We start from the raw sequence: 14,051 nt of genomic DNA, 5'->3' as shown, positions 1-14,051 counted from the left end.
GCACGTTCTCCAGCGTCAACGTCCTGATCAAACAGATCCGCGACTACATCAACTCCTGGAACACGACGGCGAAACCGTTCACGTGGACCGCGACCACCGACGAGGTCCTCGCGAAGGTCCGACTCGTCGCGACCAACGTGAAGAAACTCGTCAATAACAACTCGAACTGACATGAACAGGATCACGAGACACTAGCAAGTTTGTTTCTCTCGGAGCCAGTTCACATTCAGTCAGCGCCAGGGGAGCTGCCACGGAGGGACCCCAGCACGAGACGCCCGTAGCGGGTGCCCAGGGCGGCCGCCGTCGATGCGAGGGCGATACCCAACCCGACCAGGAGATGGACGAGGTCGTCGTCACCGAGCACCTGGAGGATGCTCAGTGCGGTTCCGAGCGGCAGCCCGAGGATGGTGAGAACACCGAGGGCTCCGGCGATCTGCTGACCGTCCTGGGTCTGGGCGAGGCGGGAGTAGTCGGCCGCCTCGGCAAGGATCTCCGCGAAGCGGGCGGGTAGACGATGCTGCCCCTGATAGGCGAGGAGCAGCTCATTGGCCGGGCCGTGGGCGGTTAGATGCTGCCGCCAGTAGGTACTGCGGAATCCTGCGATGTCCTGTTCGAGTGCCGTGACTCGGCGGGCAAGCCCTGGGCCGTCGAATACGTCGGCGAGACCGTCGGTCAACTCGTCGATGTGGTCGCGCTGGATCGTGCCGAGAAGAAGCGCGTCGAGGTAGACCGTACGGAAATGCAGGTCCGCGAAGTCGTAGAAGTCGCCGTCCCCCTGGTCGGGGCGGTGACCGAGGAAGGCAGCCCCGTGTCGCAGCACAAGGGCGCTCCAATCGGCGGAGATGCGCACAATGTGCTCGGTCTGGTCCCGCAACTGCTCGGGGGTCGTCGGGAAGTCGGTCTCGTTGGAGCGGGAGGCCAGGGACCAGAGCCAGTTGTCGGCGGAGTCGGGAAGTCGGCCGTCGCTCCGCAGAGCGGGGGTGTGTGTGGCGTCCGGTGTGAGGAAGGCGACGGTATAGGGGCGGGCAAGGGCGAATGGGGCTTCGGCACCTCGGGGTTCCGCGACTCCGGCCAGGAGTGTGCCGGGCGCCAGTGGCCCGTCCAGTGGATCGTCTCCGGCTGTGTGCCGGTGGCCGATGGCGCGCAGGACGTCCAGGAGGTCAGGTCCTTCGACGGTGAAATGCAGGACCGCCAGGGCGTGTTGCTGATCCTGGGTCTTGACCGTGCGCAGGAGTTCCATGCCGTGCAGGTGCAGGGACCGATGCGTGATGTCCGTGAACCGGTGCCAGCGACAGGGTCGTTCGCGGGTTCCGTAGAGAGCGCGCGCGGCGGCGGGGGTGTAATAGGTCTGCCGGGTTGCCGCGTCGGTTCGTCGGCTGCCGAGCTCGAAGGGTATGGGGCCTTCGGCCCAGGGAGGAGGGGAAGGCAGCCGGACGGGGAGGACTACGGTGACCGTCTGCCGGACACCGGTGATGGAATCGATGTCGGTCGTCACTGGCATTCCCCTCCGTCCGCGCATCCGCGCCTCCGACAACCCCCTGTCGGCGCGTCAGGTGACCGAAGAGCCGTCATGCGTGGATCTCCAGTTGCTCACATCCGGCAGCCGATCGCCCGGCAAGATTACCCAGTTGCGGATCACCAAGCACATCGCCCCACGGAAGACCGGACCGTCAACACCACGCTGACCCGGCGTACGTGTGGCCGGAGAGCTTGCAGCGGCGTCTCGGTGAGAGTCCTGCCTCACGGCAGCAAGCCTTCAGGCCTGTGCGGAACCCCTCGTACATGACGACCAGCCGCCGCCATCGCGAGCAGCAAGCGGTGCCCCTCACTAGCCGGGGTCAGGCCGGCGACGACTGCCTCCCGCATGAGGTCGACCGTGTTCTTGACGCAGATGCCCTTGCGGCGGGCGTAGCGGCCCGCTTCTCCGTCGTCCGTGATCCATACGGAGTCTGCTAACTCTCTGCGGTGCTCGATGATGACCAGCGTCTCCGCCTCGCCCAGGTGTTGCAGCGGCCGGGACGGCGAGCCGCCGAACACCACGCGGCGTATGCGGTCCACGCGTGCGGTTTCGGCCGGGTCGTCGATCTCGATGGGATCGCCGAGCCACCCGTCCTCGGTCACCTGGCGCAGCCGCGGCCAGTACCGGGTCGACTGCTGGGCCTCCGCCGCAACCGCCTGCGTCCAGCGGCCGCGACCGTCCAGGATCTTTTCCAGCAGGCTCAGACGGTCGACCGCCGCGAAGTTGCACAGCACAGTGTTGTCGGGAAACCAACGGCGGCGTGTCATGGCTGGAAGACCAGGTCCCCTTCGTCCACGTCGGCTGTGGAGGGTGTGCCGTCCTCCGGCTCGGGTTCGAGCGTCGCACGGATCTCGTCGACGTCCAGGCCGGTGTAAGCGGCCAGTGGGCGCAGGGTCGTCTCGCCGGCGAGGTAGGCCTCGTACAGCGACCGGATGGGGCGGAAAGGAAGCCGGGCGGCTTCCGCCCAGGCAGTGCGGGCTGCGAACGCATCGCTCTGTCCGGTCAGCAAGTGGCAAGCCTCCGTGGTGAGCTCGCGCAGCCTGCCTCTCGTCTCCGTATCGATGAAGCCCAGCTGGGAAAGCCGGGCGGCCAGTGCGCTCGGCGACACCTTAAAGCGCACGACGAGCGATCTGAGCTCTTCGTCCGTGAGGTCACGCCCTTTCGCAGCAGCGCTCAGCTCGTCCCTGGGCATCAGCAGGCCGGCGGCGAACACATTGGCGCGGATCTCTGTCAGGTCCTTCTGTCGCCCGGGCGCGAGATGAGTCTCCGTTCGGAGGTCCTGGGCATCCTGGGCCAGGATGTGCCCGAGTTCATGGGCGAGCGTGAAGCGCTGGCGCGTCGGCACCTTCGTCCGGCCGATCATGATGAGCCGGAATCCGTCCGCCTGCCAGGCCGCACCGTCGACACCGTTGGGCAAGCCGATCTTCGCCACGTCCACGCCGAAGGCGCGCTCCATGACGTGGACCAGCTCGGACGTCTCCAGATCGCTGACCGTCGGTGTCCCGGCGGCGGCGAGGGCGTCCTCGGCCAGAGCCACACCCTGGTCGACATGGCGCTCCACCTCGCTCCGGACGGACGGCAGCTCCGGCAGCTCCGGTGACCGGCCGAGACATTCCAGTACCTCGTGGGCCGTCGTGAACCTTTCGACGAGATCCCTGAGCGTGTCGTGTCCCTGGCCATCGGCTTCCGGGGCGCTTGCGCGGGCCGCGAAGGCAGGACGGAGCGGCTCGCGGCCGGTCAGGAGCCAGTCGACGGTGGTGTTGCCGAATTCGGCGATCCGGGCGAGGTCAAGGGACGTGAATCGTCGGACGCCACTGAGAGACTTCGACAGTTTGTCGGGGGTCAGTCCTATGGTCTCGGCGAACGCTGCCTGGTGGATCGAGGCCGCGTCCATGACTTTACGTACACGTTCACTCACACTCTCGCCCATACGGCCAGAGTACGAGGGCGTTGCGAAAATCGCAACGCTCACCGCTTGCGCCACGGTTCCGGCGCCACCGATATCGCAGTGTCCGGACCGGATGTGCGAACACCATCGCCTCCGCACAGGTCTTCACCACCGCCCGCGGCACATCGGGACTCACGGAGGCGTACACGCGTCCCTTGCATACTGCCTCGTAACCTCTGACACACCTCAGATTTGTTCCTGAGTGACGTGGGGCACTGCCAAAACCACAGAAATCCCCGATGATGGACATCGAGCCGTGCCACGGTGACGACCCCCTGGCCCCCCACGGCCGGGACCGCACACCTTCCCCCCACAAAGGCGAATCTCCTCCATGAGTGACCGCTCCACTGCGGCCGAAACGCTCGCCGCTGCCCCATCGGCGACGAGCTCACCCCACCGGGACGCCGGCGATGCCGGTTACAGCAAGGACCTCAAGTCCCGTCACATCAACATGATCGCCATCGGTGGCGCGATCGGCACCGGCCTGTTCCTGGGCGCGGGCGGGCGACTGGCCGATGCGGGTCCCTCGCTCGCCCTCGCCTATGCGGTCTGTGGTGTCTTCGCCTTCTTCGTCGTCCGCGCGCTCGGCGAGCTGGTCCTCTATCGGCCCTCCTCCGGTGCGTTCGTCTCGTACGCCCGTGAGTTCATGGGCGAGAAGGGCGCCTTCGCCGCCGGCTGGCTGTACTTCCTGAACTGGTCGACCACCGCCGTCGCCGACATCACCGCGGCCGCCACCTACGCCCACTTCTGGGCGATGTTCAGCGACATCCCGCAGTGGATCCTCGCGCTGATCGCCCTCGCCGTCGTGCTCACCGCGAATCTGATCTCGGTGAAGTACTTCGGTGAGATGGAGTTCTGGTTCGCGATCATCAAGGTCTCCGCCCTGGTCACTTTCATGCTCATCGGGATCTTCCTGGTGATCACCCAGCACCCGGTGGACGGTCACACGCCCGGCTTCTCCACCATCTCCGACAGCGGCGGCATCTTCCCCACCGGCACGCTCCCGATGCTGATGGTGATCCAGGGTGTCGTGTTCGCGTACGCCTCCGTCGAGTTGTGCGGCGTCGCCGCCGGCGAGACGGAGAACCCCGAGAAGATCATGCCCAAGGCGATCAACTCGATCATGTGGCGCGTCGGCCTCTTCTACGTCGGCTCGGTGGTGCTGCTGGCCCTCCTGCTGCCGTACACCTCGTACTCGGGGGACCAGAGCCCGTTCGTCACCGTCATGGAAAAGCTGGGCATCCCGGGCGCGGCCGGTGTGATGAACCTGGTCGTGCTGACGGCGGCGCTCTCCAGTCTGAACTCCGGGCTGTACTCCACCGGCCGCATCCTGCGCTCCATGGCGCTGGCAGGCTCCGCGCCCAGGTTCACCGGCCGGATGAACAAGGGGCAGGTGCCCTACGGCGGCATCCTGCTGACCGCCGGCTTCGGTGTTCTGGGCGTCGTGCTCAATTACGTCATGCCGGGCCAGGCGTTCGAGATCGTTCTCAACTTCGCTTCGATCGGCATCCTCGGTACCTGGGGCATGATCATGCTCTGTTCGCTGCTGTTCTGGCACCGCTCGAGGGACGGCCGGGTCACCCGCCCCTCGTACCGGCTGCCCTGGGCCCCCTACACGCAGATCGTCACGCTGTTCTTCCTCGCCGGTGTCGTCTGCCTGATGTGGTGGGGCGGCGGAGTGGGCCGTACGACCGTGCTGTGTCTGCCGCTGATCGCGGCGGCGCTGGTCGGCGGCTGGTTCGTGGTCCGTGGACGGGTGAATGACCTTGCGCGGGCGCGCCAGGACGCCTGACGATTCCAGGCAGCGGCGACGGCCCGTGCGGAATCATTACCGCGCGGGCCGTTCGCGTGGATGGGGAATGCCGATCTTGTCGAAGTGACGCATGAGCGCCGGCTTGCCCCGATGGGCCTCGCACAGCTGTCCGGCCCGCTCCTCGAAAGCGGTGATGTCACCGGTGCGGGCGTGGACGGCGCGCAGGTCGTCCAGGAGCGCGAAGGCGCGGTCGTAGGCTGTGGAGTTCTTCTGCGCGATGAGGTCCCCGACCGTGCCCCAGGTCTGCTCCGCGTTGCGGGCGAGGTGGTCCAGTCGGTCGGCGCGGGCCGCCTCGGCGGCCTCGACGCGACGGCGCTCGTCCGCTTCCCGCGTTGCGCGTTCCCGCTCAAGGCGCCCGGTGCGCCGCGCTTGAGCGGCATCCAGTAGGTGCGCGGCGCTGCGCCGCACTTCCGGCTCGGTGTCCTGGTAACCCCTGGCAGCTTCCCGGTAACGGGCCAGCAGCTGTGCTCCGGGACGCGGCTCGCTGCCCATGGCGGCGAGCCTACCGAACACTGCCGATGTGCCGGAATGGGGTCGGCTTCACAGTCCGTGCTGGTCGAGGAGCCGCATCAGGTTCCGTTTGCGCTTCTGACCGGCGCGCAAGGCGGCGAGGTACGCGGCGAAGTCGTCCGGAGTGCCCAGGCGGCGGTGGCAGTCGCGCATGCTCAGGAGCAGGCTGGTCAGGCGCTCGTAGACCGCGTTGCCGGTCTCTTTCTCGAGGGGTTCGGCCAGGCGCTGGTAGACGCGCAGCACGTCGGCGGGGCGGGTGGTACGGGCCTGGTGGGCGAGGGTGAGCCACTGCCGGTCGTCGGCGCCGGAAGCGGTGGCGGCCTGCCAGGCGGCATCGGTGTCCTTGTCGTCGAGCAGAGCGTCGATCAGGACCGGGCCGCCGTACCGGACCCGCTCGCGCTGTGCCGCGTCGGCACGCAGCAGCGCCAGCGCCCGCCCGCGCTCGGCCTCCCAGCAGTCGGCTGCCTGTGCCGCCGTGCGCAGCTGCTGATATGCGGCGAGGGAGCGATGGGCGGTGAAGTGGGCGCGGCGCACGGCGACCGCGTCGAGGAACCGGTCCGAGGAGCGTTCCCTGGCCGGCCTGCAGCCCGCACAGTAGGCCGAGGCCGCTTCGCAGGCCCCGCGCGCCGGCACGGCAACATCGCAGCCCGGCTCGCTGCGTCAGCGGCCGTACCGCCTGCACGAGTTGCTCAGTCCTACGCCGACCCTGGACATGAAGAAGAGGGTGGTGACCGCCCAGTCACCACCCTCTGGGGCATCTCCCCATGAAGTGTGTCCGAGAGGAACGGTGCGTCCAGGTTTTGCCCAAGTCTGGCTCACTACCGGCTACTCCGTGCACACGGACTCGTCGACGCCTTGTCCCGATCACGATCCAACCGGCGGCGTTGTTCGCGATGGCGCGTGTCTGACGGCCCGGTGCGCTCTGCGATCCGGCCATCGAAAAGGGCCGGTCGACATATCGACGGCGGTCGGCGGGGCATCGGCGCGGCGGATGCCGGGTCGTCTCCCGTTCCATAAACGTTCAACCGGCGGTCCCTGCCTGCCACGTGTGCCGTCCCTAGGGTCCTTGAAGGTTTCGAAAGAAGGGGCTCATGGACACACTCCGCGCGATCCGGGCTCGCGGGATCACCAAGCTTTTCGGCGACGTCGTCGCACTCGACGGCATCGATCTGGATGTGGCGCAGGGGCAGATCCACGGCTTGGTCGGACCCAACGGTGCCGGCAAGACGACCTTGCTCGGCCTCCTGTTGGGCCTGGCCGTCGCCGACAGCGGCCGCCTCGAGATCCTGGGTACGCCGGTCGGGCGGGCGCTCGCCGCTCCCGATGGTGTCGCCGGCTTCGTGGATGGACCCGGTCTCTACCCCTCGCTCACCGCCAGGCAGAACCTCGCCGCGCTGGCCGCTCTCCGTGGCCGCGACGCGCGGACAACGGGGATTGACGACGTGCTCGACCAGGTCGGGCTCACCGATGTCGCCGACGAGCGGGCCCGCGGCTTCTCCCTGGGCATGCGTCAGCGGCTCGGGCTCGCCGCCGCCCTGCTCACCAAGCCCCGGCTGCTCGTGCTCGACGAACCTTCCAACGGCCTCGACCCGGCCGGGAAAAGACACGTACACGGTGTCCTCACCCGACTCGCGTCGGACGGAACCAGCGTCGTGCTCTCGAGCCACCGCATGGACGACCTCGAGGCACTGTGCTCCGAGGTCACCATCGTCGCCACCGGACGGGTCGTCTTCTCAGGCCCGCTGAGCAAGCTGGCCGCCGAGAACCGTGAACTCGACTACCGTCTGCTGACCTCCGACCCGCAGGCCGCCCGCCAACTGGCTGTCGACACGGCCGGGATCCGCGTCGTCGACGACTCCGGGGCACGGCACGACGCCGAAGTGCTCGTCGTGCGCGCGCTGGTGCCCGCCCTCGACGAACTGGTGGTGAGGCTGGTGCACGCGGGCGTCGCGGTGCGCGAGCTCGCGCCTGTGGTGTCGCCGCTCGAGGCCGCGTTCCTCGCCCTGACCGAGCAGCAGGAGGCCGGCCGATGACCGCGACCATCGCCGACGACATCGTTGCCGGTGCCCGCCGCGTCTCGGTTCTGCGCGGCTACCGTTTCGAGCTGGTCAAGTTGGTCTCGCAATGGCGGATCCGCTTGCTGGTCCTCGCCTGCTGGATCGCGCCGGCGCTCTTCGTCGCCGCGGTGAGCCAGCAGAGCTCGCTCCCCTCCGACACCCTCTTCGGTCGCTGGATGCACGCCACGGGGTGGGCCGGATCGCTGGTGGTGCTCGGTTTCGCGGGCACCTGGGCGCTCCCGCTGCTGATCTCGGTGGTCGCCGGCGACGTGTTCGCCTCCGAGGACCGGCTCGGCACCTGGCGCCACCTGCTGGTGGCGGTCCGGTCGCCTCGGCGGATCTTCGTGGCGAAGGCGCTGGCCAGCCTCACCGTCATCGGGCTGCTCGTGGCCGGGCTGGCCTGTTCCAGCGCGGCCGGCGGGGTCGTGGCGGTCGGTAACCAGCCGCTGGTCGGACTCGACGGCCACCTGCTGACGTCGGCGGACGCCGCCGGCAGGGTCCTGCTCGCCTGGGTCTGTGTGCTCGCCCCAACCCTGGCCCTCGCCGCGATCGGACTCCTCGGGTCCGTCATGCTGGGGCGGTCCCCGATGGGGCTGCTGCTGCCGGCGCTCTTCGCGCTCGCGATGCAGGTCGCCCAGATGCTGCCGCTGCCCGTCGCCGTGCGCCTCGCCCTGCCCGGCTACGCCTTCATCTCCTGGAACGGTCTGTTCACCAGCCCGGCACAGGTCGGTCCGCTCCTGATCGGCACCGTGGTCAGCCTGGTGTGGGCCGTGCTCGCGACCGCGCTGGCCTACCTGCTTTTCCTGCGGCGCGACTTCACCAACCTGGCCTACGACGGTTCCGGGCGCCGCGCGATCACCACCGGACTCCTGCCGCTGGTCGCACTGGGCGCACTCACCGTCACGGTGGTCGCCGTGGCGACCCCGTCGATGGGTTCCGGAATCGAGCAGGACAAGGTGCAGCGGTCGGTCGCCACAGCATTCGCCCACCTTTACCGCTTGCAGACCCAGCAGCTCAACCGCCCCGACGTCACCGAGGCGCACCTGCAGGTCACGGCGGCGTGCAACAAGGGCGGCGGCCAGGTCGCCCCCCAGGGGGCGGGCAACGACTGGCGTTGCGTCGTCACCTGGCATCTCCCCGGCGTCGAGGCCGCAGGGACGGCCATCTATCAGCTTGACGTCGCCGCAGACGGGCGGTTCGTGGCCGATGGCGACGGACCGAAGGAAGTGAACGGCTACTTCCTGGTGCGGACCCCGACCGGGGACGCACCGAACCCGCTTTGGCAGTTCGACGGCAACGTCGAACTGCTCGACACCACCCCGAAGGGATAATTCCATGCAGATAACACAGCAGCGTCGGATTAATGAGAAGAAGCAGATCAGCCTTTTCGGTAGACGTGTCGGCCGCCGGACCACTCTGGTAACGGCGGGCATCGCTGTCGCCCTTGCCGTCACGGGCACCGCTGTTGCCCAGACGCACCAGTTCGGCACCGACCAGGTCGGCCAGGTCACCGCCAACGGCCAGGTCGTCTCCGCCGACCAGTACATCGCCCCGTACGGCAGCCGCACCGTCATCAACGACGGCAAGATCATGTCGTCTTCGGTCAGCCCGGACGGAACCCACCTCGCGGCCTCCGTCACCGACGGTGGGATAGCGCTGGTCGTCATGGACCTGGGGACCGGGCAGGTGAAGCAGCGCGTCGGAACCCCGGCGTCGGCGGACCTGCGCATCAAGAGCAACGCCGTCGGCCAGGAGGGCCCGACGTACTCGCCCGACGGTTCGCAGCTGTGGTTGGGCCAGGCGGACGGCTACACCAAGTTCACCGTGAACCCGGACGGCACCCTCTCCAACCCGACGACCATCTCGATCCCGGCCGACGGCTCCAAGCGCGCACTGGTGGGTGCGGCGGTGTTCTCGGCCGACGGCTCCACCGTGTACTCCGCGGTCAACGGCCAGAACCGGGTGGTCGCCATCGACGCGGCGACCGGGACCATCAAGCAGAGCTGGACCGTGGGCAACGCCCCCCGTGGCATCGCCATGGTCGGCAACAAGCTCTACGTCAGCAACGAGGGCGGGCGTCCGGCCAAGGCCGGCGACACGACGATGAACTCCTACGGCACCCAGGTGCCGGCCAACCCGGACACCGGTGCCACCACCACCGGCACGGTCAGCGTCATCAACCTGGCGGACCCGTCCGCCGCCGCCGGCAGCATCGACGTCGGTCTGCACCCGACCGCGGTGTACGCAAAGAACGGGGCGGTGTTCGTCACCAACACCGCCGACAACAACGTGTCGGTCATCAACACCGCCAACGACAAGGTCGTACAGACCATCGCCACCCAGCCGTGGCCGAAGGCGTCGGTCGGCTACGAGCCCAACGCGGTGACGCTCACCGACGACGGTCACCTGCTCGTGACGCTCGGCCGCGCCAACGCGGTCGCCGTCTACCGGTACACCTCCCCGCAGGAGCCGGCCGGCTACGTCGGCCTGCTCCCGACGGACTACTTCCCCGCGGAGATCACCACCGTGGGCAAGAACGTGGTCGTCTCCAACACCCGTGGTATCGACGCCCGCCGCCCCACCAACAAGGCCGGGCACGGCACCCACGACACGACGTCGAGCCTGACGCAGTTCACGCTGCCGGACGACAGCGTCATCAAGTCCGAGACCGGCAAGGTCTTCACCCAGAACGGCTGGCACGGCAGCTCGGTCACCCAGGGCACGGGCGACGCGAAGCCGGTACCGGTCCCGGTGAAGCTCGGCGACCCCTCGACGATCAAGCACGTCTTCCTGCTCGTCAAGGAGAACCGGACCTACGACCAGGTCTTCGGTGACATGCCGCAGGGCAACGGCAATCCGTCGCTTACGCAGTTCGGCGAGAACGTGACGCCGAATCAGCACGCGCTGGCTCGGCAGTTCGGGCTGTACGACAACACGTACGACGTCGGCACGAACTCCGCCGAGGGTCACAACTGGCTGATGCAGGCCGACAACCCGGAGTACACCGAGTCCTCGGCCGGTGAGTACACGCGCAGCTACGACACCGAGGACGACGCTCTCGGCCACCAGAAGTCCGGCTTCATCTGGACCGGTGCGCAGGCGGCCGGGAAGTCCGTCAAGAACTTCGGCGAGTTCCAGTCGTTCGAGAGCAAGCCGTCCGGCGCGACCTGGCAGAACCTGTACTGCGACGCCAAGAACATGGACGCGACCGGGCAGAAGACCGCCTACCCCATACAAACGGGCTCGGCGATCCCGTCGCTCAACAAGGTGTCGGTGCCCGGCTTCCCGATGTTCGACATGGACGTCCCGGACGTCTACAAGTACGAGATCTGGAAGCAGGACTTCGAGAAGAGCGGTCCGGCGAACCTGAACATGTTCTGGTTCTCCAACGACCACACCGGTGGTCCGTCGAACGCGGCCGCCGCGGTCGCGGACAACGACCTCGCGGTCGGCAAGATGGTTGACAAGATCTCGCACAGCAAGTACTGGAAGGACTCGGCGATCTTCGTCGTCGAGGACGACTCCCAGAATGGCCTCGACCACGTCGACGGCCACCGTGCCCCGGTCCAGATCATCAGCCCCTGGGCCCAGCACGGCACCGTCGACAGCCACTACTACTCGCAGATCACGATGATCCGCACCATCGAGCAGATCCTCGGGATCCACCCGATGAACCAGAAGGACAGCGCGGCCAGCCCGATGCGTGGGGCGTTCACCCAGCACGCGGACTACACGCCGTTCAAGGCATTGCCCAACCGCACCTCGCTGACCGACGGCCTGAAGACCCCGCCTGCCTGCGGCGTGGACACCCCGGCGCCGCAGAACCCCAATGCGGCAGCAGTGCCGTCGGCGAAGGTGCCGGCGGACAAGCAGGCGATCGCGGCGAAGTGGGAGAGCTGGAAGTCGCACCAGCGGCTGACCGGGCCCCACGCCATCCCCGACTTCGCGAACCCCGCGCAGATGAACCACTTCACGTGGTACCAGACGCACGAATGGAAGAAGCCGTACCCCGGCGAGGACAAGATCTTCGTGCCGGAGGACGTGCCGGGCGCCTACATCCCGTCGTCGGAGTCCGACGGCTGACGTAGGTTGATCGCACCAAGGGGCCCGTGGCCGGGCGCTTGGGTTCTAGGAGTCGTCGCAACACCCCAGTTCAAGGGGTGCGATGGACTTCGAGATCCGTGCGGACTGGGCTCCGCAGGGGCGTAAGAAGCTGTCCCGGGAGCGGGAGGCATACTCCCGGCTCGTGCAGCAGGGATACAGCAACACCGAGGCGTGCCGGATCGTCGGCGTTGACCGCAGGACGGGCAACGAGCGGCGCAACGACCGCTCCGGGGAACGGAACCGGAAGCCGGTACCACCGATCAGCATGGTGGTACCGGCTTCCGGCCCGTCCCGGTATCTGAGCGAGGACGAGCGGATCCACATCGCCGACCGGCTGCGGGAAAACGCCGGCGTGCGGGCGATCGCCGCGGAACTGGGCCGCAGCCCGTCCACGGTCAGCCGTGAGATCCGGCGCAACCGCCACCCCGCAAGCGGGGCCTACCGCCCGCACGCCGCCCAAGCCCGCGCCGACGCCCGCCGGCCCCGCCCCAAACCCCGCGGTGTTGCTCTCGCACGACCAGCACCCGGACAGCCTCGACCATGCGGGGCGTACGTACGCCGGTGCTGCCCACCCAGATCTGCTCCCCGCCCACTCGGGAGCTGTCGGGGGGCGAGGAGCCCGAAGGGCCTCGTTCGGTTCGTTGCAGGCGAACGCGGCGTGCGTGAGCGGTGCGCGGAGGCTGTCCGGGCCGCGCCGACGCGACACCGCCACGGGGCGGTGCTGTGTCAGACCGTGGCCTTCGAGGGCGCCGGCAGGCGGGCCGGGTCGAAGACGGTGGCGGCGAGCGTGCCGTCGGCGGTGATCAGTCCGAAGACCGGGTACCCGGTGATGTCGAAGGCCTCGCCGAGCGGTCCATCACCCGGCTCGACCACGACATGGGCGACCTCGGACAGGACCGCCACCTGCTCGCGGGCCTCCTCCTCGGTGCCGTGCACAACGGCGAGGACGCTGCGACCGGTCTCACGGGTGGCGGTACGGGCCTGCTCCACGAAGAGCGGCAGCCGCTCCTTGCAGGCCCGGCAGTCGGGTGAGAAGAAGCCGAGCATGGTCTCGCCGAGGCTCTCACGGGTGACCCGCTCACCGGCGGTGGTGACCGCGGAGAAGCCGGGGACCGCGGAACCGGCCGGGATGATAAGGCCTTCCACCACCCTGTCGCCCTTCTCCTCCGCCTGGGCGCGGAGTTTGCGTATGACGCCGAAGGTGAGCAGCAAGTTCAGCAGACAGAGCACGGCGATAAGGGCGACGGCGGTGACCAGAAAGGGCATGGGTGACTCCGAGGTCTCGTGTCATCGTTGGGCGGGGTGTCCGCCGATCGGGATCGCGGGATGCGGGGTACGGCGGCTTGGACGGGTGCGGCGTGCTCGGTGCAGCAGCTGCGGATTGCTCGTCGAAATGGCCACCGTGATGGTCAATGAACATGAAACACATGCGCAGTCAAGGCAGTTGTCGCCTACGGGACGGATCTACGGACCCGTCCCGAGGTACGTGGGGCGCCGTCGTCGAACAGCGTGCCCAGCTCGTCCGTGAAGATCACGAGCAGGGCGCCCACCAGCGCGCCGAACGCCGCGATCAGCACACCCGCCGCCTGGGTCGGCGCCGGCGTCCCCGCGAGCCCGGCGGCCAGGCCGAACGCGGCAAGGGCGAGCAGCACAGCGTTCCGGACCACATGGCGGCGGCCGATCGGCGCGGTCGAAGCACCGAAGCAGGCGCAGGACGCCTTGGTCCCGCTACGGAGCGTACGAACGATTCCCGTGGTGAACGCGGCGAGCAGCAGCAGTATCAGGACGAAGCCGGGCGCGCCGCCCGGCGCCAGGGCGAGCAGCACCACCGCGGCGCACTCCCCGGCGACCACGGCCAGCGCCACGGGACGGCTGAGGCGGGCCGGAACGCCCATGGAGCGGGCGGAGTCCTCGAAGCCGCGGAAGGCCGCGGCGCCGCGCAGCTTTCCGGTTGCGGATGCCGCGAACACAATGCCGACAAGGAGTCGGACCGCAAGCAGTGCATATGCCACGAGTGGCTCTCACCTCCCTGGAAGGACCGGGCCAGAGGCAATGTAGCCCCGAGTCGACACGAGCAACAGTGGTCACTTTCGCCTCCAG

10 protein-coding genes and 2 pseudogenes are annotated in these 14,051 nt (G+C 68.3%); 5 read left to right on the top strand and 7 right to left on the bottom strand.

Going from position 1 to position 14,051, the window contains the following annotated elements; translation table 11 throughout:
* Positions 1-226 precede the first annotated feature (226 nt).
* The 3 genes from AB0915_RS34835 to AB0915_RS34825 form a co-directional block, all read right to left on the bottom strand.
* A complete protein-coding gene (locus tag AB0915_RS34835; protein WP_366694886.1) occupies positions 227-1,495 on the bottom strand; it encodes a hypothetical protein in 1,269 nt (422 codons plus the stop codon).
* Between the two features lie 245 nt (positions 1,496-1,740).
* Positions 1,741-2,286: a hypothetical protein gene (locus AB0915_RS34830; protein ID WP_366694885.1), complete on the bottom strand. Its 546-nt coding sequence runs from the start codon at positions 2,284-2,286 to the stop codon at positions 1,741-1,743.
* A complete protein-coding gene (locus tag AB0915_RS34825; RefSeq protein WP_366694884.1) occupies positions 2,283-3,437 on the bottom strand; it encodes an XRE family transcriptional regulator in 1,155 nt (384 codons plus the stop codon). Before AB0915_RS34825 ends, AB0915_RS34830 begins: the two co-directional genes overlap by 4 nt.
* Before the next feature lie 361 nt (positions 3,438-3,798).
* On the opposite strand from AB0915_RS34825, the gene AB0915_RS34820 reads away from it, so the two are divergent.
* The gene (locus AB0915_RS34820; protein WP_366694883.1) at positions 3,799-5,259 is read left to right on the top strand and encodes an amino acid permease; all 1,461 of its coding nucleotides are present in this window, start codon (positions 3,799-3,801) and stop codon (positions 5,257-5,259) included.
* Between the two features lie 36 nt (positions 5,260-5,295).
* On the opposite strand, the gene AB0915_RS34815 is transcribed toward AB0915_RS34820, so the two are convergent.
* Positions 5,296-5,772: a hypothetical protein gene (locus AB0915_RS34815; protein WP_366694882.1), complete on the bottom strand. Its 477-nt coding sequence runs from the start codon at positions 5,770-5,772 to the stop codon at positions 5,296-5,298.
* 48 nt (positions 5,773-5,820) lie between these two features.
* Positions 5,821-6,351: pseudogene (locus AB0915_RS34810) on the bottom strand (hypothetical protein); the annotation flags it as partial.
* Between the two features lie 530 nt (positions 6,352-6,881).
* Here AB0915_RS34810 and AB0915_RS34805 point away from each other — a divergent pair.
* The 4 genes and pseudogenes from AB0915_RS34805 to AB0915_RS34790 all read left to right on the top strand — a co-directional run.
* A complete protein-coding gene (locus AB0915_RS34805) occupies positions 6,882-7,823 on the top strand; it encodes an ABC transporter ATP-binding protein (RefSeq protein WP_366694881.1) in 942 nt (313 codons plus the stop codon).
* Positions 7,820-9,178: an ABC transporter permease gene (locus tag AB0915_RS34800; RefSeq protein WP_366694880.1), complete on the top strand. Its 1,359-nt coding sequence runs from the start codon at positions 7,820-7,822 to the stop codon at positions 9,176-9,178. Before AB0915_RS34805 ends, AB0915_RS34800 begins: the two co-directional genes overlap by 4 nt.
* 4 nt (positions 9,179-9,182) lie before the next feature.
* Positions 9,183-11,930, top strand: coding sequence for an alkaline phosphatase family protein (locus AB0915_RS34795; RefSeq protein ID WP_366694879.1), 2,748 nt, complete (start codon positions 9,183-9,185; stop codon positions 11,928-11,930).
* An 82-nt stretch (positions 11,931-12,012) separates the two neighbouring features.
* Positions 12,013-12,369: pseudogene (locus AB0915_RS34790) on the top strand (helix-turn-helix domain-containing protein); the annotation flags it as partial.
* Positions 12,370-12,677: 308 nt separating this feature from the next.
* On the opposite strand, the gene AB0915_RS34785 reads toward AB0915_RS34790, so the two are convergent.
* Positions 12,678-13,217, bottom strand: a complete 540-nt coding sequence (locus AB0915_RS34785; protein ID WP_366694887.1) for a hypothetical protein — start codon at positions 13,215-13,217, stop codon at positions 12,678-12,680.
* 185 nt (positions 13,218-13,402) lie between these two features.
* Positions 13,403-13,963 (bottom strand): MauE/DoxX family redox-associated membrane protein, encoded by a 561-nt coding sequence (locus AB0915_RS34780; protein WP_366694878.1) that lies wholly within the window; start codon positions 13,961-13,963, stop codon positions 13,403-13,405.
* Positions 13,964-14,051 lie beyond the last annotated feature (88 nt).

This window comes from Streptomyces sp. NPDC048411, assembly GCF_040704695.1.
GTDB lineage: Bacteria > Actinomycetota > Actinomycetes > Streptomycetales > Streptomycetaceae > Streptomyces.
The sequence above is the reverse complement of the archived record's forward strand: the minus strand, read 5'-3'. Positions and strand labels throughout refer to the sequence as shown.

Coding starts and splice junctions, on each gene's coding strand:
- AB0915_RS34830 (WP_366694885.1), bottom strand. CDS start 2,286: ATGACACGCCGCCGTTGGTTTCCCGACAACACTGTGCTGTGCAACTTC.
- AB0915_RS34800 (WP_366694880.1), top strand. CDS start 7,820: ATGACCGCGACCATCGCCGACGACATCGTTGCCGGTGCCCGCCGCGTC.
- AB0915_RS34820 (WP_366694883.1), top strand. CDS start 3,799: ATGAGTGACCGCTCCACTGCGGCCGAAACGCTCGCCGCTGCCCCATCG.
- AB0915_RS34805 (WP_366694881.1), top strand. CDS start 6,882: ATGGACACACTCCGCGCGATCCGGGCTCGCGGGATCACCAAGCTTTTC.
- AB0915_RS34815 (WP_366694882.1), bottom strand. CDS start 5,772: ATGGGCAGCGAGCCGCGTCCCGGAGCACAGCTGCTGGCCCGTTACCGG.
- AB0915_RS34785 (WP_366694887.1), bottom strand. CDS start 13,217: ATGCCCTTTCTGGTCACCGCCGTCGCCCTTATCGCCGTGCTCTGTCTG.
- AB0915_RS34795 (WP_366694879.1), top strand. CDS start 9,183: ATGCAGATAACACAGCAGCGTCGGATTAATGAGAAGAAGCAGATCAGC.